Annotated in this window: 15 protein-coding genes and 1 riboswitch; all 15 genes read right to left on the bottom strand. The window is 62.6% G+C overall.

The window, feature by feature from the left end; translation table 11 throughout:
- Positions 1 to 347: 347 nt before the first annotated feature.
- The 15 genes from ET524_RS04490 to ET524_RS04420 all read right to left on the bottom strand — a co-directional run bounded on the left by ET524_RS04490 (position 348) and on the right by ET524_RS04420 (position 18942).
- On the bottom strand, positions 348 to 1793 hold the full coding sequence (locus tag ET524_RS04490; RefSeq protein ID WP_201738665.1) for a uracil-xanthine permease family protein: 1446 nt from the start codon (positions 1791 to 1793) through the stop codon (positions 348 to 350).
- A complete protein-coding gene (locus ET524_RS04485; protein ID WP_129423586.1) occupies positions 1790 to 2368 on the bottom strand; it encodes a xanthine phosphoribosyltransferase in 579 nt (192 codons plus the stop codon). Before ET524_RS04485 ends, ET524_RS04490 begins: the two co-directional genes overlap by 4 nt.
- A 54-nt stretch (positions 2369 to 2422) precedes the next feature.
- A complete protein-coding gene (locus ET524_RS04480; protein ID WP_129423584.1) occupies positions 2423 to 3940 on the bottom strand; it encodes a basic amino acid/polyamine antiporter in 1518 nt (505 codons plus the stop codon).
- An 85-nt stretch (positions 3941 to 4025) separates the two neighbouring features.
- Positions 4026 to 6869: an o-succinylbenzoate synthase gene (gene menC, locus ET524_RS04475; RefSeq protein ID WP_129423582.1), complete on the bottom strand. Its 2844-nt coding sequence runs from the start codon at positions 6867 to 6869 to the stop codon at positions 4026 to 4028.
- 41 nt (positions 6870 to 6910) lie between these two features.
- Positions 6911 to 7750: a 1,4-dihydroxy-2-naphthoyl-CoA synthase gene (gene menB, locus ET524_RS04470; protein WP_129423580.1), complete on the bottom strand. Its 840-nt coding sequence runs from the start codon at positions 7748 to 7750 to the stop codon at positions 6911 to 6913.
- Between the two features lie 153 nt (positions 7751 to 7903).
- Entirely contained in the window at positions 7904 to 8260 is a 357-nt protein-coding gene (locus ET524_RS04465; RefSeq protein WP_129423578.1) for an Hpt domain-containing protein, read from the bottom strand.
- Positions 8261 to 8307: 47 nt separating this feature from the next.
- The gene (locus ET524_RS04460) at positions 8308 to 10221 is read right to left on the bottom strand and encodes a diguanylate cyclase (protein WP_129426071.1); all 1914 of its coding nucleotides are present in this window, start codon (positions 10219 to 10221) and stop codon (positions 8308 to 8310) included.
- A gap of 271 nt (positions 10222 to 10492) precedes the next feature.
- A complete protein-coding gene (locus tag ET524_RS04455; protein ID WP_161566604.1) occupies positions 10493 to 11356 on the bottom strand; it encodes an alpha/beta fold hydrolase in 864 nt (287 codons plus the stop codon).
- A 306-nt stretch (positions 11357 to 11662) separates the two neighbouring features.
- Positions 11663 to 13594 carry a 2-succinyl-5-enolpyruvyl-6-hydroxy-3-cyclohexene-1-carboxylic-acid synthase gene (gene menD, locus ET524_RS04450; protein WP_129423574.1) on the bottom strand — a complete coding sequence of 644 codons (1932 nt, stop codon included), beginning with the start codon at positions 13592 to 13594 and terminating at the stop codon, positions 11663 to 11665.
- Positions 13591 to 14880, bottom strand: a complete 1290-nt coding sequence (locus tag ET524_RS04445) for an isochorismate synthase (protein ID WP_129423572.1) — start codon at positions 14878 to 14880, stop codon at positions 13591 to 13593. Before ET524_RS04445 ends, menD begins: the two co-directional genes overlap by 4 nt.
- Positions 14881 to 15134: 254 nt before the next feature.
- Complete coding sequence (locus ET524_RS04440) at positions 15135 to 15404, bottom strand: ACT domain-containing protein (protein ID WP_129423570.1); 270 nt, start codon at positions 15402 to 15404, stop codon at positions 15135 to 15137.
- Between the two features lie 138 nt (positions 15405 to 15542).
- Positions 15543 to 16340: a sulfite exporter TauE/SafE family protein gene (locus ET524_RS04435; protein WP_201738663.1), complete on the bottom strand. Its 798-nt coding sequence runs from the start codon at positions 16338 to 16340 to the stop codon at positions 15543 to 15545.
- Between the two features lie 12 nt (positions 16341 to 16352).
- Positions 16353 to 16934 carry a GTP cyclohydrolase I FolE gene (gene folE / locus ET524_RS04430; protein WP_129423568.1) on the bottom strand — a complete coding sequence of 194 codons (582 nt, stop codon included), beginning with the start codon at positions 16932 to 16934 and terminating at the stop codon, positions 16353 to 16355.
- Between the two features lie 145 nt (positions 16935 to 17079).
- On the bottom strand, positions 17080 to 18021 hold the full coding sequence (locus ET524_RS04425; protein WP_129423565.1) for an exodeoxyribonuclease III: 942 nt from the start codon (positions 18019 to 18021) through the stop codon (positions 17080 to 17082).
- Between the two features lie 441 nt (positions 18022 to 18462).
- Entirely contained in the window at positions 18463 to 18942 is a 480-nt protein-coding gene (locus ET524_RS04420) for a 23S rRNA (pseudouridine(1915)-N(3))-methyltransferase RlmH (RefSeq protein WP_129423563.1), read from the bottom strand.
- 201 nt (positions 18943 to 19143) lie between these two features.
- Positions 19144 to 19288, top strand: a riboswitch (glycine riboswitch).
- Positions 19289 to 19298: the final 10 nt, after the last annotated feature.

Here is a 19298-nt window from a genome sequence, read left to right as displayed (position 1 = left end):
AAACAAAAGATAAGGAGCGCTCTGAGGATGAATGAACTGCCCCCCATTTCTCATGCCCAAGAAATGGGAGGCAGTTCAAAACAGGACGCTCCCCGTTAGAAGGACCATTAACTAACAAAGGACTTAGGAAACCAGCCTTCTTGCTTCGACAAGTTCTTCTGCTACCTCGTCGAGTAATTTCGGGTATGTAATATCACTGGTTGGATTTGTTAAACGAGTGTTGGGTTTCGCGACTTTCGCCCGAGATTTCCAATCAGCAATTCAGCACCGCCCAACCAGTGATTTTACATACCCTAAAAAGATGCGGCCCGGGGCCGCATCTTTTTAGGGTTGCATGTTGTTGAGCGCTATTTCGTGCTGCGAGGCGCGCCGACTTCGTCTGCGTCCGCAAGGGCATCCTGCTTTGCGGGCTCGTCGGCTCGCGGCTTGATAACTGCCGCAGCACCTGGGACCTCGCGGCTTGGAGCGGCAACGCGCAGCTCCATGTCCTTCGGCAACACCAGGTTCGCCACCACGGCCACCAGGAACACCACAGCCACGCAGTTCTGCGCGAACACGCTTTGCACCAGCTCGGGGAAGCAGACGAACAGCTCACCGACCTGCGTGAACCCGATGCCGATGGCCAGCGACAGCGCCGCAATGACGATGTTGCGCTGCGAGAAACCAGCAGACGCAATCATCTGGAAGCCCGTGACGATGATGTTGCCGAACATCATGATGGTGCAGCCGCCCAGCACCGGCTCGGGCAAGCTGCTGAACACGGCGCTGATGACCGGGCAAAACGCCGCCAGAATCATGATGACCGCGCCCGTAGCAATAGCCTTGCGGTTCACCACCTTCGTCATGGCAACCAGGCCAACGTTCTGCGAGAACGACGTGATGGGCATGCAGCCGAAGCAGCCGGACAGCGCGGACACGAAACCGTCGGCGGCAATGGAGCCGAACAGCTCGCGGTCGTTGACGTTGCGGCCAAGGCCCGCCTGCGCCAGCGCCGTGGTGTCGCCGAGCGTTTCGGTAGCCGACACCAGGAAAATCAACGTCACCGAAATGATGGCGCCCAGGTCGAACTCGGGCGTAAACGGCATGATGGCCGGCGCCGCGAACAGCTTGACATTCTGGAACGCGCTGAAGTCCACCACGCCCATGGGGATGGCCACAATGTAGCCAACTACCAGGCCAAACAGCACCGACAGATGCTTCTGCTTGCCCTTGACCATGCACTGGAACGCCAAGCACGCCACCAGCGAGATGGTACCCAGCGCCAGGTTACGCAGGCTGCCAAAATCGGCCGCACCGCTGCCGCCGCCAAACGATGTGGCGCCCACGGAAAGCAGCGAGAAGCCGATGGACGTGACCACCACAGCAGCCACGATCGGTGTGATAATCCGGCGCCAGTACTGCGCGAACAGGCCAAGCACGCCTTCGATGCAGCCGCCCACGATGATGGCGCCCGCGGCCGCGCCCATGCCGTACGTGGCCACCACGCCCGTCATAACGGTAACGAACGTGAAGCTGATGCCCATGACAATGGGCAGTCCGCTGCCCAAGCGCCCGATGGGGAACAGCTGGATAAGCGTGCCGACGCCCGCAATAAGCATGGCCGCTTGAATCATCCCGCCCGTTTCCGCATCGCCAAGGCCGGCCACGCCGGCAATGATCATGATCGGCGCCAGGTTCGCCACGAACATGGCCAGGATATGCTGGATGCCATAAGGCACCGAACGCAGAATAGGTACGTCGCCGTCGAGTTTCAGCAGCTCATCGTGGTCGAACGGCTTCAGATGCGCGCTCACCGACGAAACTCAATTTCGCCCGTTTCGGGGTCCATGGCCTGCACGATGGCCAGCGACTCCAGGTGATAGCCGCGGGCGCGCAAGTCGTCGCCGCCGGGCTGGAAGCCCTTCTCCACGGCAATGCCGATGCCCTCGACCGTGGCACCGGCCTCCTCGACCAACTCGATCAGGCCGTTGAGCGCGCAGCCGTTCGCCAGGAAGTCGTCAATCAGTAGCACGTGGTCGTCGGCGTTCAGAAACTTCTTCGACACGATAACGTCGTAGATGCGCTGATGCGTAAACGACTGGATCTTCGTGGAGTACATGTCACCGTCAAGGTTGATGGACTGGCTTTTCTTCGCGAACACCACCGGCACGTCGAAATGCTGCGCGGCCACCGCCGCAATGCCAATACCCGACGCCTCGATGGTCAGGATCTTGTTGATGGGCGCGTCTGCGAACAGGCGCTTCCACTCCTTGCCCATTTCGTTGAACAGGTTGATGTCCATCTGGTGGTTCAGAAAGCTATCCACCTTCAGGACGCCTTCCGACTTCACCACGCCGTCGCGCCTGATGCGCTGTTCAAGCAGTTCCACAGTCCGTTCTTTCTTCCCGGTTCCGACAGATACCTATATATGTAGCCCTAAACGCTAGATTTCAACCATGCCCGTGGCAAGCAGCACGATGGAAACCACGGCCGCAATCAAAATGATGGCCGTGACCACACGATCGAGCGTGCTTTGCAGGAAGGGCTGGTTGCGTTCCTTCTTACCCTTGATATACACCAAGATGCCCGGCGCATACAGAATGGACATGAGCGTGACGCCCACCGCGCCCGATGCCCACGCCAAGAACACGCTGTAGATAACGCCCAGGACGGAGAACACGCGCCACGCGATCAGCGGGCCGCCCACTTTGCCCTTGAACGACTCGGGCTCGGTGAACGCCACTTTCGCGAAATACGCGGCCGAAAGCAGATAGGGAAGCAGAATCATGCCGGCGGACAGCGCATAGAAGAACTGGTACGTGCTGTCGGAGAACAGCATGATGATGAGGAAGATCTCGATGATGACGTTCGTGACAACCAGCGTGACGATGGGCGCGCCCTTCTTGTTGACGCGCGCGAACGCCTTCACGAACGAGCCCTGGGCAGCCGCCTCGTACGGGCATTCGGAGGAGAGCACGGTGTAGCCGAGCATGGCGCCCACCAGGGACAACACAACGCCGGCGTTGATAAGCGTGGCACCCCACGGGCCCACGGCGTGCTCCATGACGCCGGCCAGCGCCGGGTTCGAAAGCTCGGCCAGGTCGGACAGCGGCATAACGCCCATGGAAAGCGTGGAAACCAGCAGGTAGATAGTCAGAACGCAGCAGAACGCGATGACGGTTGCCTTGCCAACGTCCTTGTCCTTCTTCGCGCGGCCGGAAATGGCCACAGCGCCTTCAATGCCCAGGAACACCCAGATGGTAACCATCATGGTGCCGCTGACCTGCTCGAAGAACGGCATGCCGTCCGCAGCGCCGTGCGACATGTTCGCCATGAAAATGTCCACGTCGAACTTCTGGAAGAAGATGATGGCGGTGATAGCCACGAAAATGGGCACGAACTTGCTGATGGTGATGACCAGGTTCACGCCCGTGGCTTCCTTCACGCCGCGGCTCACCAGGAATGTGTAGAACCAGATGAGGCAGCTGGCGCCGATGACGGACGCCAGGTTGTTGCCCTCGCCGAAGATGGGGAAGAAATACGAAAGCGCGCCGAACAACAGGGCCGAGAAACTGACCGTGCACAGAAGCGCGCTGATCCAATAACCCCAGGCGCTGTTAAAGCCCAGGAAATCGCCGAAGCCGGCGGTTGCGTAGCTGTAGATGCCGCCCTTGAGCTGCGGTTTGATACGCGAGAGGGCGAAAAACGTCATGACAAGGCACAGCACGCCAACGGCGGAAATGCCCCATGCGGTAAGGATGGCCGCGCCGCTTGCGCCATGCGCTGCTTGGTCGCCCGAAAGCGTGAACACACCCGCGCCGATGATGAGCGTGATGACGGACGCGACCAGGCGGAAAATGCCCAACTTGCCGTGGTGGTCGACCTCGGGAAGCATCCCGGAGCCGGTGACGACCATATCTGAAGCGGCACCTGCGGGTGCTGCCCCGTTTACATTGCTCATTGAAACCCCGATCGTTGAAAAAACAGTTGCCCATCATCATACCCCAGCTTATTGAACGCGGGGCATAATCGACGGCAACAAATTTCTATTCGAACGATTCCTGGTCGATGAGCACGTGCGACAGGGCCGCGCGGTCGAGTTCGCACCCGAGGCCGAATTCGTGGCCACGGCGCGTAAGCGTGACCTGGCCGCGCTCGACCGTGTACGGTGGGTTCGTGACGTCGGTGTCGAAATACCGCGACGTGGCGCCGATGTCGCCCGCGTCCGACACACCGGAAAGCGTTTCGAACGCCGCGTGCATGCGACGCGACACGCCCGTGTCGTACATGCCGCCCATCCACACGCGCATGCCGCGCGCCTGAGTCATGTGCACGAATTGCAGCGCCGGCTCGATACCGCCGAACTTGCCGATTTTCAGCGCGAAGCACTTCAGCTCCGGATGCTTGAGCACGCGCGCCAGGTCGCGGGCGCTGACGATGGACTCGTCCAGGCACACGGGCGTTTTGATGCGCCGCTGCAGCTGCGCCAAGCGCGCGAACAGGTCATGCGGGCCCGACGCTACCGGACGGCGCGGGTCAAGCGGCTCTTCGATCCACGCGATGTCAAGCTCATCGAGGTTGCGCAGCTCTTCGATGTCGTGCTCGGTGAAGCTTTGGTTCGCATCAAGCGAAATCACCAGGTCAGGGAACGTTTTTCGCACAGCCTGCGCGCTGAAGTACGCCGTGCCGGGCGTCACCTTCAGCTTCACGCGCGTGTAGCCCGCGTCCACGCAGCGCTGCGCGGCGGCCACGGTTTCGACCACGGGCCCCACGGGAATGGCGGCGCCGGCCGGCACGGCCACGGCATCGGTGCCTTCAGGCGCCTGCCCGCCGATAAGCTGCCACAGCGGCTGTTCGACGATCTTGCCGTACAAGTCCCACAGCGCCGGCTCAAGCGCACCGCGCCCCATGGGCAGCTCGTTTGCACCAGGGCACGCCGCGAACAGGCCATCGGCCTCGGACGGATGCAGCAGCACCGTGTTGAGCACCAGCGGAATCAACTGCTCACGCAGAATACGAATATCCTGGTCAAGCACCTCGGGCAGGTACCAGTCGGTTGGGAACGACACGCATTCGCCCAAGCCCGTGCGCCCGGCGTGGTCCACCACTTCCACCAGCAGCGACTCGCGGAACGACAGCGTGCCCTTCGCCGTGGCGAACGGTTTGCGGAACGGCAGGCGAATGCGGTATAGGTTCACGCGCTTAATCTCAATGCGCTGCTCGTAGAGGCGACGCAGCGCAGCGCGGTCGACCTTGCCGATTCCCGTGCGCGGGAAACGGGGGAGCGCGAACAGGTGCTTCGGCTGGTACATGCGCGACAGCTGCGGCGCCGCGACCTGGGCAATCTCTTGCGCGAAGCGGCGGTCGGACAGCGTGCGAGCGCGCTGGCCCGCCACGCCGGCGGCAATGCCAGCCGGGCCGCCGGTTGCAGGCGCGGCGGCGTTTCCGCGCTCGATAAACCCAACGGGGCGGCGACCCCACGTGTCATCGGGCGCGCCGAAGATATACGCGTCGGCAACGCCGGGCACGCGCAGCAGCTTCTCGCGGATTTCGGCGGGGTAGACGTTCTCGCCGCCGGAGATGAACATGTCGTCGGTGCGTTCCTTGACGTACAGCTTGCCATCGGGCGCAATAGCGGCCGTATCGCCCGTCAGGAAAAAGCCGTCGGCCGTGTAGGCGGCGCGCGCGTTCAGGTAGCCGCCGAACAGGCCCGGCCCGCGCACGGCCAAGCGACCGAACCCGTCGGGGCCCGCGTCCACAATGCGCGCCTCATAACCCTCAAGCAGGGACATACCCCCCGTAAACCCAGGTGTGACCAGGGCATTTGCAATTTGGCTGGCCGTTTCGGTCATGCCATAGCTTGCGTACACGCGCGCCCGCATGGCCAGCGCACGCCCCAGCGTCTGCGCGTTCAGCGGCCCGCCGCCAAGCAGGATGCACTCGTAGCGGCCCACGCCCAACGCATGCGAACTCGCCAACATGTCCTGCAGCATCTTGTCGACCACGGAAATGTGCGTGGCGCCGCGGCGCGCGGCGTCCACCAGCACGCGTTCGGCGTCGAAACGCTGATACAAAATGAAAGGATTCGCGTTCAGCAGGCTGCGCACCACCATCTGCAGGCCGCCCACGTGGTAAAGCGGCAGCGCGATCTGCCACAGCCCCTCGCCGTGACGATTAAGCGAAGCATTGGAAACCGCCGCCGAGCCACACAGATTTTCCCAGGTCAGAGGCACAGCTTTCGAACGCCCGGTGGTACCGGACGTGAACATGACCACCGCCGTGGCGCCGCGGTCGAATACATGCGCGCCGCGCTCGGCAAAATGGATGACGCTTTCAAGCGCGTCCTGGCGCGCTTCGTCCTCGCGACGGCGCGCAGCGGCCCCGCGACTGCGACCCGCGCGCCCGAGCGCCCGCGTCGAGCGCGCCTCGGCCGTGGCGATGTTCGTGCGCGCGTAAAACGACGTGCGCTGCGCATGCCCGGGGCCCGCAGCTTCCGCGGTTCCAGTAGCGTCATTCGCCACGGTCCTGATAAGGTTCGCCACATTGCTTTCGTCAACGGTGTACGCCACGTTGAACGCACGGCTGCGCTGCAGGTCAAGCAGGCGCGCCTGCTTTTCCGCATCCGTCAGCCGGTTGTTCAGCGTCACCAGCGTGAACCCGCCGTATGCCGCCGCCAGCAGCAAAAACACGCACGCTGGCTGGTTCGGCAGGTCCACGGCAACCGCGTCGCCGAGCGCAACGCCGCGACGACGCAACAAGCTAGCAAGACCCGCCGCAATCATGCGGGTTTCCCGGTACGACAACGCTTCGGTGTTGCCGTCTTTGTCGACAGAAGAGAAGCACGTGCGCTGCGGATTGAGCCGCACCATGTTTTCAAACACGCCGATCATGTGGGTAATGCGCCTGCTTTCGCCTTGCTAGCCAATAGATCCTACGGGAACTTCGGGAACTTCGAGAAGTCGGGCTTGCGCTTCTCCTTGAACGCGTCGCGACCCTCTTTCGCCTCGTCGCTGGTGTAGTACAGCAGCGTGGCGTCGCCGGCGAACTGCTGCAAGCCGGCCAGGCCGTCGGTAGCCGCGTTGAACGACGCCTTCATGAAGCGCAACGCCGTGGGGCTGAACTGCAGCATTTCCTTCGCCCACTGCACGGTTTCGGTCTCAAGCTGCTCGAAGGGCACCACCTTGTTGACCATGCCCATCTCCAGCGCCTCCTGCGCCGTGTACTGACGGCACAGGTACCAAATCTCGCGCGCCTTCTTCTGGCCCACCATGGCCGCCAAGTAACCCGCGCCGTAGCCGGCGTCGAAGCTGCCCACCTTCGGGCCCGTTTGGCCGAACTTCGCCGTTTCCGCGGCAATGGACAGGTCGCACAGGATGTGCAGCACGTGCCCGCCGCCGATGGCGTAGCCGTTGACCATGGCGATGACGGGCTTGGGCACCACGCGGATGAGTCGCTGCAGGTCAAGCACGTTCAGGCGCGGGATGTTGTCCTCGCCGACGTAGCCGCCGTTGCCGCGCACCATCTGGTCGCCGCCGCTGCAGAACGCCTCGTCCTCGTGCGCGCCACCGTGGTTGGCGCCCGTCAGGATGATGACGCCGATGCCCGCGTCGTCGCGCGCCTCGGAGAACGCATCGTACATCTCCATCACCGTGCGCGGCGTGAAGGCGTTGCGCCTAAACGGGCGGTTGATGGTGATCTTCGCGATGCCCTCGTACGTTTCGTAGATGATCTCGCGGTACTCTTTTCCAGGTTGCCACTGGATGTCGCTCATACACGGTCCTTTCGCTGTGCGCGTTGCTACGTGCACGCACATTTTTAACCTATTCGAAACAATGGTAGCGAATTCGCACCAAACGCGCACGCTCCGCACGATAATCGCATCGTGCGGAGCGCGTTAGCGGTTGCTCGCGATTACAAACGGCGCCTACAGGGCGGCGCGGATGGCCTCGGTCGTTTTGTTGTACTCGGCCTCCACCGCCGCGAACAGCTCTTCGGAGCCTGCTGCGGTTTCAGGGATGGGGCGCAGGAACTCGGCCAACGCGTTGGACGGCTCGAACAGGTTCGAGAAGCCCATGTTCTGCGCGATGCCCTTCAGCGTGTGCGACGCAAGGAACGCGCCGTTCACGTCGTTGTTCGCAAGCGCCGTGCGCAAGTTCTCGAAGCTGTTGTCCTGCAAAAACTTGCCGGCAAAACGCACCACGAGAGCTTCGCTGGTCAGACGGCGGACGACGTCGTTGTAATCGGCGCCGATTTTCTCGTATGCATCTTGAATCTCACTCATGTTCTCTTCTTAGTCTTGCTCGGTTGCGGTTACGGTTTCGTTATTAGTTAGCCTAGAAAGAGGGGGGGGGGTGTCCCTTCGTCATCCTTTTCCGCCAGAATGCGCTCTTGCAGGTCGATCAAACAGCTGATGAGCAGCGGGTTGAACGTGCCACATTCGCCGTTCAGGATCATCTGCATGGCCTCTTCATGCGGAATGGCCTTCTTGTACACGCGGTCGCTGGTTAGCGCGTCGTACACGTCCACAATCGACACCACCTGCGCCGAAATGGGAATCTCATCGCCTTTCAGGCCGTCGGGGTAGCCGTTGCCGTCCCAACGCTCGTGGTGCCAACGGCAGATGTCGCGGGCGGCCTGCACCAGCGCGCTGTCGCGGCACTGCGTCATGCTTTCCAGCAGGTTCGCGCCGATGGTGGTGTGCGTCTTCATGACCTCGAACTCTTCGGGCGTCAGGCGGCCCGGCTTATTCAACACATAGTCGGGAATGGAGAGTTTGCCCAGGTCATGCAGCACGGAAGCGGCGGAAATGGTGGCGCGCTCTCTTGAGCTGACGTGGTAGCGGTCCGTTTTGCGCACCAAGTGCTCCAGCATCATCTCGGTGAGCTTGCGCACGTGCTTCACGTGCGGTCCGCTTTCGCCGTTGCGCAGCTCCATAGCGCCGCCCATGATGTCGACGAGCATGCGGCTGTCACGTTCGCGCTCGTAGAACTGCTGCGCCAGCATGGACGACAGGCGGCGCTGCTTGGCGTACAGGCGCATGATGTTGCCAACGCGCTGACGCACGATGCGCGCGTCGAATGGGCGGCTGATGTAGTCCGAAGCGCCCAACTCGTAGGCGCGCAGCACCATGTCGTCGGATTCTTCGCTGGAAATCATGATGACGGGGATGTCGTCGCTCCAGCCGCTGCGCGACATGCGCGACAGCACGTCGAAACCGTCGGCGCCGGGCATGACGATGTCAAGCAGCACGATGGAGATGCCGTCGCCGTGGCGCTCCAGGCAGCTGATGCCCGCTTCGCCGCTGTCGGCTTCGATGATGTCGTACTGGTCTTTCAGCATTTCGCTTAAGATGACGCGGTTCATTTCCGAGTCGTCGACCACCAGCAGAAGCGGCTTGCGCGCGGCTTCGGCTTCGATGTCGTCCGTTTCGGTGACCACGGCGTTTTTCAGGGTTTTCGCCTTGTACATAAGCGTGTCGGCCTGGCGCACCGTCTCCTCGACAGTGCGGCCTTCGGACAGCGCGCCGCCCACGCTGACGCTGAGGCCGAGCTTCTCGTAACCGGGCACGGCCGCTTCGGCAAGCTTGTCGGTAATGGCGCGCAGCTTGCGCGAGAAGTTGTCCTCGCTGATGCCGGGCAGCACCAGCACGAACTCGTCGCCGCCGTAGCGCACCAGCATGTCCGTACCGCGGATGCAGCTTTTCATGGCCGCCACGGCCGCCTTCAGGGCAACGTCGCCGGCGTGGTGGCCCAGCGTGTCGTTGACCAGCTTGAAGTCGTCCAGGTCAAGCAGGGCGATGCCGGCGTACATGTGCTGCGTGCGCAGGTTGTCCTCGTAGAAGCGGCGGTTGTACGCACCGGAAAGCGCGTCGTGGTACAGCAGCTCGTCGGAAAGGCCCGTGAAGTTTTCCGCGTCGATGGGCTGCGCGTACAGAAGCACGCTTTTCTTGCCGTCCACCTCAACGTAGCGCGCGTTGGCAAGGTGCTGCTCGTCGCCCATGCGCAGCGAATGCGTTTGGTGGCCGCCGTCGTGCAGCACCTCTTCGCACACCTTGCGCATGCAGATGCATTCGTTGCCGTACAGCAGGCAGAACTGCTCTTCGTCGATGTTGTCGGAATCAAGCAGGCGCACCACCGGGTAGATTTCCCGCAGACGGTCCATCTCGCGGCCGATCTGGTCGTGCGTCACGGCAACGGAAGCTTTATCTTCCGGGCCCGTTTCGTGAATGTTGATGTCTCCCATAGCCGTCACGCCTCTGCTCCTCAGCTGAAAGATGAAAGCGCACTCTATATAACTTGGTCATTGTAACAAAAGCGATACCCCAATACGCGCGAACGGGGAAAAGGGGCAAGCTTGCGAAGAAAACGCACGACCAGGGGAACAGGGTGCAGCGCAAGGCCGCCTGCGGCAAAAACGGAGAGGAGCCAGTACCGCTCATGGCGGTCAGCATTTCCTTTGCCGCGTCCTTGCTGGCATTGGCCCTGCGCCTGCTGCCGGAAAGATTGCACGAGCGCTAGGCGACGCTGTGGACGCAGGCGGCGAATGCGGCGGGGTCTTCCAGGTGCACGTTGTGGCCAGCCTTCGGCGCCACGCGCGTTTGCACGATGCCCGCTGCGTGCAGATCGTTGGCGATGCGGCTGTACTTTTCATCCTTCGCGCCCGTGAGATACAGCGTTGAGCAACCGCGAAGCCCCAGGTCACGAAGTGCTTCGGTTGTTTCGTGATACGAGGGCATGCGGTGCTGCCCCGCGCATTCCACGCAACGGGCCAGCGCCTCGGCGTCGTTTGCCAGCCGACCCGCCTGGATAAGCGCACGCGTGCGCTTCGGCAGCGAGCGCTGCGATTCGAACAGGGGCAGGTTTTCCCAGTACGTCATGAAGTCGCGCAGGCTTGTCTCGCGCAGGCGGCGCACGGTGGCCGCGTCGCGCTCGGCAGCGGCGACGCGGTCGCTTTCCGTTTTCGGGCCCATGCCGGCGCTTTCAAGCAGCAGCCCGCGCGTTTTCTTCGCGAACGCGGCGGGGCCGGCCTCAAGCAGCGCGCTGAGCGCCACGCGGCCGCCCATGGAATAGCCCACCACAACCGGCTTGCCCGGCACCAGATCGATGAAGTCGAGCAGCGCTTCGCCCATGGAACGCAGGCTGTAGGGCGCCGGGCTTGCCGGCACGGCCGAGCCGCCGTGTCCTACCAGGTCAATAGCGTACACGTCGCGCTCCTGCGCAATAAGATCCATCGCGCCGATCCACGATGACGAGCTTTGCGCGAACCCGTGCACCAGGATGGCCGGCGGGCGGCGGCGGCCCGGTACACCCTGCGCCTTGCAATACAGGTAGCGGTAGCGGACGCCGTCGGAATCGAAGCAATCGGTCATCGGTGCCATAAGAGCCTCCCCAGTCTCTTGCAACATTCAAACATGAGTGGCGCGCCTTTCGGCGCTGTCGATTTAGGTGCGAGTTTTCGCTCGCACCTACGAGGCCAACCTGTAAGCAACTCAGCGCCCCACAAATCGACCCCAAACGCCGCATCGTCACTTCGTAGGGTTGAGCGAAAGTTCAACCCATAATTGAGAGCGCGAAGCGCGACACTCCGCTCCTGCACGCAAGCGTACAAGCATTTCTGTACAACAACGGTATAGAGACAGCCGATACGCCGCAGGTCGCCGTCTGCAGCAGCGGCTTTGTGCAGCCTACCAGAAGCGGCCGTAACGCTCGCGAATGCCCTCAAGCGGCACCGGCACCTCGATCAGGCTGATGCCCGGCACGTCAAGCATTTCGCAATACGCCTGGTCAAACGCCTGCAACGTGTCAACTTTCGCATACGGAACACCAAACGCCGCCGCGGCAGCCTGGAAGTTCACGTCTTGCGGCGTCAAGAACAGGCGCTCGAAATACGCTTCGCTCGACTTCTGCGGAAGCATGTCGAAAATGCCGCCGCCGTTGTTGTTTAACAACACGATGGTAATGCCCAAGCGCTGCGCTTGCATTTCAATGTTGCTATCCGGCGTGGTTTCGCCCGGTGTGCGGCCGGCGGCAAGCTGGCGCTGCACGCGCAGCTCGCGCTGCAAGGCAAGCGCATTGATGTCGTGCAACATGGTCAGGTCGCCGACTACCAGCGTGGTGCGCTCGAACAGCTGCGCGGCGCCAAGCGCCGTCGACACCGTGCCGTCGATGCCGTTCAGCCCGCGATTCGCCAGCACGCACAGGCGCTTGTCACCCTTCAGGTAGAACGTGTCCACGGCGCGCACGCTCATAGAGTTGGCCGCGAACAGGCACGACCCCTCGGGGGCAAGCTGCAGCACGCGGCGCACGTACGCACCCTCGAACGCATCGGCCTGCTGGTTTGCGGCGGTGTCGGCGGCGAAGATGCGGCCGGCGGCCTCGGCGTTGGCGCGCTGCCATGCGGCCGCAAACGCGTGCTCTTTCGCTGCTGCGGCGGCGGGGCCTCCCTCGGTGCGCTCGGCGCGGGTCATGCTGCGCACGAAATCGACGGGCATGGCGCGCACAAACGCCGTGGTGCCCGCATTCGTGTCGCGCGTTTCCAGCGGGTCCACCACAATCTGCAGCGCGCCCGCTTCCTCAAGGCGGCGCGCCCACTGCGTGGCTTTCTTCGAGATAGGATAGCGTCCGAACCGCACGATGATCTGCGGGTTCAGTTGTTCGTCGGCAACTTCGCCACCTGTTTCGAACACGCTGTCGTAATTTTCCACCAGCAGCTCATCGGGGCAGCAGCGCAAACCCGACAGAGGATCGGCCAGCACCGGCATGGCGAATGCACGTGCGAACTCCATGACGGCCTTCGCGTCCTCGATAGTAGCGCACGACCCTTCGCCGGCAAGCAGCAGAGCGTCGTTCACCTGCAGCGTGCGCGCCATGTCGGCCGCCGCCGCACCTGAGATGTGACCCTGCGGCTGGACAAGCCCATGAGCCGCGTCGTTTGCGAGGGCGGGAGCAAGCCCGCCGTCGAACAGGTCATCGAGCTTCGTGTCCGGCTTCAGCGGCTCGTCGAACGGGAAGTTCAGGTGCACCGGGCCGCCGAAGCAGGCACCGGCGATACGTTGATGCGCGGTTTCGGAACCAGCCGCACCACGCGCCTGCGACGGCGGCGGGCAGGCGCCCATGGACGCGATGCACGCCTCGCGCGCAGCCTGGCGGACAAAGCGCAGCGACTGTTCGTCGGCCGCCGGCAACGGCATGGCCCGAAACGCGCGCACGTGGCTGCCGTACGCATGCAGCTGATCGCACGTTTGCGGCGCGCCGAGGCCCTGCAGCTGCGGCGGGCGGTCGCCCGTCAGCACCACCAGCGGCACGCGGGAAGATTCCGCCTCCATCACGGCGGGGTAGTAGTTGGCAACGGCGCTGCCCGACGTGCACACGATGGCGGCAGGGCGTCCCGACGCTTTCGCCAGGCCAAGCGCGAAAAACGCCGCACCGCGCTCGTCGACGTCCACGTACACGCGCATGCGCTCGGGCGCGCGACACGACAGCTCGTACGCCACCATGGACAGCGGGGTAGAGCGCGACCCGGGACTTACCACCACGTCGCGCACGCCCCATTTCGCCAGCTCATCGAAGAATGCGCCCAGAAAACGCGCCGTTTGACGCGGGTCGGCAACCGTCATCGCGCACCCCCGTCCACACCGGCTACCACTGTTTCGGTGCCGCCGCCGAACGCGGAGAGCACCGTTTTCAGCTTCAGCGCGATTTCGTCGTACTCGTCGGCAGCGCGGCTTCCGTCGACGATGCCGCAACCCGCGTACACATACCCGATTTCGCCGTCGAACACGCCCGTGCGCAGCGCCACGCTGAACTCGCCGTCGCCGGCGGCGTCCACGTAGCCGCACGCGCCCGCGAAAAAGCCGCGGTTGTACGCCTCGACCTGGCGGATAAGCATCTTCGCCTCGCCCACAGGTGCGCCCGACACGGCCGGCGTGGGGTGCAGATCGCCCATCATCGACCACAAATCGACGCCGTCAAGCAACTTCGCGCGCGCCGGCGTCATAAGATGCTGGATGCACGTGAGCGGCATGATGGTAGGTTGCGCCGGCACATCGACGCTGTAGCACGTGCGGTTGAGCACATCGCGGATGAAGCGCACCACGTAATCGTGCTCCGTGCGGTTTTTCTGGTCGGCCATCAGCGCCGCGGCCAGGCGAGCGTTTTCCTGGGCGTCGGGCGACGTGGGGCACGTGCCGGCCAGGCACATGCTTTCCAGGTCAGCGCCGCGCTTGCGCACCAGCAGCTCGGGCGTGCAGCCGCAGAAGAACACGTCGGCGTAACGGTACAGCAGCACGGTGCCGTGCGCCGTGCCGTCGATAAGGTTCACCAGCAGGTCTTTCGAGGAGAACGGCTCGGCGGCGCGCACTTTCAGGCGGCGCGAAAGCACCACCTTGTCAACGCGGCCGGCGTGGATGGCGGCAAGCCCGTCGTCTACAGCGCGCTCCCATGTCTCGCGCGAATCAAGAGTCAGCGTGTAGTCGATGCTGCGGCGCGTGCGCGGCCGCGCGGAAAGCGCCAGGCGCGAGAAGCGCTCCACACGGCCGGCGTATACCGGCCCAAGCGAGTTGACCTGCAAAAACGTTCCGCGCTCGTTTTCGATAAGCACCACTTCGGGAAGCATGAAGTGCAGGCTGGGAAACGACTGGAACAGCTCGTCGGCAGGCGCCGGGTTGTGCGCGTCGAAGCGGTTGAACGAGAAGAACACCGGCTGTTCGCCCGCCGGTCCGGAAAGCTCGCATTCCGCGTCGTCAAGCATGGGCAGTGCAATGCAGCGGCCCAGGCCCATAAAGCGAACGGGGCGGTCTTTGCGGTAGTAGACGAACTGGTCCGTGAAGCCCTTTTGCAACAGGCAGAACGCATCGACGATATCGACGTCAAGCGGCTGAGTGAACGAGAATATCCTGGTCATTCGCCATCTCCTTCAATACGAAATGGATAGCTTGCAACTGTTACGGCACTTTTGCATCCATGCAAAAGCCCGGGCCGCACACGACCCGGGCTTTCATTTACGAGACGGCGCCCACCTGCAACCCGCCTAACGCAACACAACAGGTGCGCCTTCGCCTTTGAGGCTTCGCCCTGCGCGCAGCCGATTGCAAAAACGCCGTTTGCAAATAGGGTCGAAGCAAAGGCGTACGCCCCGTACTTCGACCCCGTCTTCCTTTAAATCTTGTACATGAACTGGAACACGTCTTCGCGCTGAATGGTAATCTGCACGCCCAGGTCGGATGCCACGGCGTCAAGGCGCTCCTGCACCGTGTTGAAGTCGGCCTTTTCCGTGTCAAGCGTGGTCAGCATGGTCATGGAGAACATCTCGCCCAAGATGGTCTGGCTGATGTCGTCGATGTTCGCGCCGCACTCGGCCAGCGCCACGGAAACGGCGGCTACGATGCCGCTGCGGTCCTTACCAAGAACGCTGATAACGCACTTCATGTTTCGTCCTTTCGCTTGCGCGCCGCGGCGCGCCCTCTACGTTCGCAACTATAGTACCCGATTGCCGTGCAGGTTTTGTTGCAAGCCGATGTTCCGCGTGAAACATGCTCCGCAAGCGGCGAACGAAAACCGGGCTCTTTACGCCACGAAATCCCAGATGACCTTCACGAAGAAGACTACCAGCACCACGATGGTGATGGGTCTCGCGATGGCACCGCCGTTTTCCGAGAAGCTTTTCGAGCCCAGATAGTTGCCCGCGATGCCGAACACGCCCGCCAAAAGCCCCATGGGGATAAGCACCTGCCCATGCAGCAAAAACACCGACAACGCCGTGATGTTCGTGGTGAGGTTGATGGCTTTCGTCACGCCCGCGGCCTGCTTGAGGGCCAGGTGGGCCGCTCCCGTGAGCAGCAGCATCAGGAACGTACCCGTGCCGGGCCCGTAAAAGCCGTCGTACGCGCCAACGACCAGGGCAACAACCACGCTGATAACAACGGTGCGACGCGGGCTGAGCGCCTCGCGGCTTTCGTCGTCGAACGCCTTCGAACGCATGACGTACACAGCCGTAACGGGAAGCAGCACTAGCAACAGCACGCGCAGGTAGAAATCGGCCACGAACATGACAAGGTTCGAACCAAGCGCCGAACCTATCAGCGCCGCGGCCACGCACATGCCGGCCGTTTTCCACTGGATGTAGCCCGACCTCGCGAAACGCCAGGTGGTAAGCGTGGTTCCCATGGCTGAGCTCAGCTTGTTCGTAGCGATGGCGGCATGTGTGGGCAAGCCGACGATCAGATACGCGGGCAGCGAGATAAGCCCGCCGCCGCCCGCGATGGCGTCGACGTATCCCGCCAGGAACACCAGCGCGCACAGCAGCGCCATGCTCAGCGGAGCAACGCCGAACAGCTGCTGGCACGCGTCAATCACAACGTCCATCAAACCCCCGCGTTAACGCGCGTCGCGCAGAATGAGCGACATGACCTCGCTTCGAGATGCGCGGGCCGCATCGGTGCTGCCGGCGAACACGCCGCGCACCGCGCTGGTAACCGTGCGGCTGCCGGGCTTCTTCACGCCGCGCATGCTCATGCACATGTGCTCGGCCTCAAGCACCACGGCCACGCCCTGCGGATGCAGCTGCTCCACCAGCGTGTCGGCGATCTGCCCGGTCAGGCGCTCCTGCACCTGCGGGCGCTTCGCGTACACCTCCACCAGGCGCGCCAGCTTCGACAGGCCGCACACGCGGCCGTCGGGCGCGGGGATGTAGGCGATGTGCGCCTTGCCGAAGAACGGCACCAGGTGATGTTCGCACATGGAGTAGAACGATATGTCGCGCACGAGCACCATCTCGTTGCAGTGCTCGTCGAACGTCTTCTCGAAATGCACGGCCGGGTCCTCGGTCAGGCCGGCGAACACCTCTTCGTACATGCGCGCCACGCGGGCGGGCGTTTCCTGCAGGCCCTCGCGATCGGGGTCTTCGCCCACGCCTTCGAGAATCATGCGAACGCCGGCTTCGATTTTTGCAGTATCCATGAATCGTTTCTTTCTAGCGGTAAATCAGTGCGCCAGCTGCGCAAACCCCGCTTTTGCAGGGAAGGCGCCGGCCATTCTTGAACTTTTGCATGATACCACGAGCGAACCACCGCCCACCCGCCCCGCACAACCCGCACACGCTCCCTTAATCCTCCAGTTCGAGGCCGACGGGGCAGTGGTCGCTGCCGAACACTTCGCTGTAAATACTGGCCGCGCGCACCTTCGGGGCCAGCTCGTTGCTGACCAGGAAGTAGTCGATACGCCATCCCGCGTTGTTCTTACGCGCATTGAAACGGTAACTCCACCAGGAATAGGCACCGGTCAGGTCGGGATGCAGGCTGCGGAACGTGTCGGTGAAGCCGGCGTCGAGCAGCTTCGTGAACTTCTCGCGCTCCTCGTCGGAAAAACCCGCGTTACCGCGGTTCGGGCCGGGGTTCTTCAGATCGATCTCGTTGTGTGCAACGTTGAAGTCTCCGCAGATCACCACGGGCTTCGGCGCGGCCGTCTCTCCCGGCTGCGTCAGCGGCAGCCATTGCGTGGGAAGATGCCCCTCGCCCATAGGCGCCGGCTCGGGCACCACGTCAGCGCCGCCTTTGCCCTCGCCGCGCCCGGCTTCAGGCTGCAAAACTACATTGCCGTCGGCGCCTTCGCGCTCTACCGGCACGCCCGCCGGCAATACGCCGGCTTCAAGCCCCTTGCAGAAGTCGCGGAACGCATCGTCCCATTCCATGCGGTGATCGATGCGCGCCAGCTCGTTTTGCGCGTTCGGCGTGTACACGCACACGAACCAGAATTCCGGGAACTCGCACGCCACAATGCGGCCTTCGTTATCAAGATGCGGAAATCCCAGGCCATGCAGCACCTGCAGCGGCTTCTCCTTCGTGAACACCACCGTGCCCGAATAGCCCTTGCGCTCAGCGTAGCTCCAGAACTCGCGATAGCGCGGCAGGTCGAGCGTGGCCTGGCCGGCCTGCAGCTTCGTTTCCTGCAGTGCCACCACATCGGCATCGAATTCGCCGACGATGTCCTCGAAGCCTTTCTTCAGCACGGCGCGCAGGCCGTTGACGTTCCATGAAATCATTCGCATAGAAGGCGCCCCTTTCGCAGGCAATCATGTTCGCCGACCAGTATAAAGTTGAAGAAAGCAGCGGGCAACGCGCAGCAGGGGGTCGCAGGGGCTCGCACCGAAAACGCCAACAAGCAAAACTGCGTCGCTGCACCGATTTCGTAGGGTTGAGCGAAAGCTCAGCCATTTTACGCAGCGCCCAAAGGGCGCGTCACCATATTCCGAACGCACGAAATTCAAGTCAGCGATGCGCCTTCGGCGCTTTTAGATGGGTCGAGCTTTCGCTCGACTCTACATGTTTGACCTGCGATGTTGCCTCCCAAATGCCCACTGGGCATTTGGGAGTCTCCGCCTCGCCTTCGGCGAGCGGGAACGCGCCCGCTCGGGCGCATAGTTGGAGATTGAACAATCCAGTGGATTGTTCAAAAGCACTTTTCCCGGCCGAGCGGCCGGACTGGGCTGTTATTTATGGTACGGCTCGCCGTGGGAAATCTTCTGCGTTCGGTAGAGCTGCTCAAGCAGCACGACGCGCGCGAGGTTGTGGGGCAGCGTGATGGGGCCGAACGACAGCAGTTCATCGGCGCGCTGGCGCACGGCGGTGCTCACACCATCCGAGCCGCCAATCACGAACGCGAAGTTGCTTTTCCCTTGCAGCATCAGGTTGTCCAGGCGCTTCGAAAGCCCTTCGCTCGAGCGCTCCTTGCCATCGATTGCTAGCAGCACCACATGGGTGTCGGCACCAAGTTTCTCCAGTTCAGCGCAAATGGCGGCGCCTTCCTTGTCGCGCGCGCCGTCAACGCCGCCCGCCTTGCGCGGGTCAACGTCGGCAATCTCGCGCACCTGGGTTTTCGCATACGGCTGCAGGCGCTTGAGATACTCCGCACACGCATCGCTCCAAAAGCGTTCCTTCAGCTTCCCAACCGCCACAACCGTGAACTTCATGCATCCTCCCTGAGCATATATCACTTCGCAATTTCACTTTACTTTACCCTTTTTCCCACCCAATTTTGTCCGCTTGCCCGAAAAAGTAGTGTCCCTAGGGAAGTAGGGTGTTTACAAGTTGTTACCGGGCTGTTAACGTTCATGCCACAATTTCATAGCGTCACCCCGTTGATATGTTCTGGATCGAAAGAAACAGGACAGGCAGGGGCCTCTGGAGAATCCCACATGTGGGTGCCGAAGGGGCAAGACGAGCGCAGGCCGCAAGGCCGAGCCGCATAAGCTTGACGAAGCTGCAGCGGCGAACCGCATCGTTGAAACTCTCAGGCAAAAGGACAGAGAAAAGCATATCGCTTGTC

The organism is Senegalimassilia faecalis (assembly GCF_004135645.1).
Classification (GTDB): domain Bacteria; phylum Actinomycetota; class Coriobacteriia; order Coriobacteriales; family Eggerthellaceae; genus Senegalimassilia; species Senegalimassilia faecalis.
This window is presented reverse-complemented; position numbering and strand designations above follow the sequence as displayed.

Bases quoted from the DNA above. Each gene is read 5' to 3' on its own strand.
- ET524_RS04480 (WP_129423584.1), bottom strand. From the start codon at position 3,940: ATGAGCAATGTAAACGGGGCAGCACCCGCAGGTGCCGCTTCAGATATG.
- menC (WP_129423582.1), bottom strand. From the start codon at position 6,869: ATGATCGGCGTGTTTGAAAACATGGTGCGGCTCAATCCGCAGCGCACG.
- menB (WP_129423580.1), bottom strand. From the start codon at position 7,750: ATGAGCGACATCCAGTGGCAACCTGGAAAAGAGTACCGCGAGATCATC.
- ET524_RS04465 (WP_129423578.1), bottom strand. From the start codon at position 8,260: ATGAGTGAGATTCAAGATGCATACGAGAAAATCGGCGCCGATTACAAC.
- ET524_RS04460 (WP_129426071.1), bottom strand. From the start codon at position 10,221: ATGGGAGACATCAACATTCACGAAACGGGCCCGGAAGATAAAGCTTCC.
- ET524_RS04455 (WP_161566604.1), bottom strand. From the start codon at position 11,356: ATGGCACCGATGACCGATTGCTTCGATTCCGACGGCGTCCGCTACCGC.
- menD (WP_129423574.1), bottom strand. From the start codon at position 13,594: ATGACGGTTGCCGACCCGCGTCAAACGGCGCGTTTTCTGGGCGCATTC.
- ET524_RS04445 (WP_129423572.1), bottom strand. From the start codon at position 14,880: ATGACCAGGATATTCTCGTTCACTCAGCCGCTTGACGTCGATATCGTC.
- ET524_RS04440 (WP_129423570.1), bottom strand. From the start codon at position 15,404: ATGAAGTGCGTTATCAGCGTTCTTGGTAAGGACCGCAGCGGCATCGTA.
- ET524_RS04435 (WP_201738663.1), bottom strand. From the start codon at position 16,340: ATGGACGTTGTGATTGACGCGTGCCAGCAGCTGTTCGGCGTTGCTCCG.
- folE (WP_129423568.1), bottom strand. From the start codon at position 16,934: ATGGATACTGCAAAAATCGAAGCCGGCGTTCGCATGATTCTCGAAGGC.
- ET524_RS04425 (WP_129423565.1), bottom strand. From the start codon at position 18,021: ATGCGAATGATTTCATGGAACGTCAACGGCCTGCGCGCCGTGCTGAAG.
- ET524_RS04420 (WP_129423563.1), bottom strand. From the start codon at position 18,942: ATGAAGTTCACGGTTGTGGCGGTTGGGAAGCTGAAGGAACGCTTTTGG.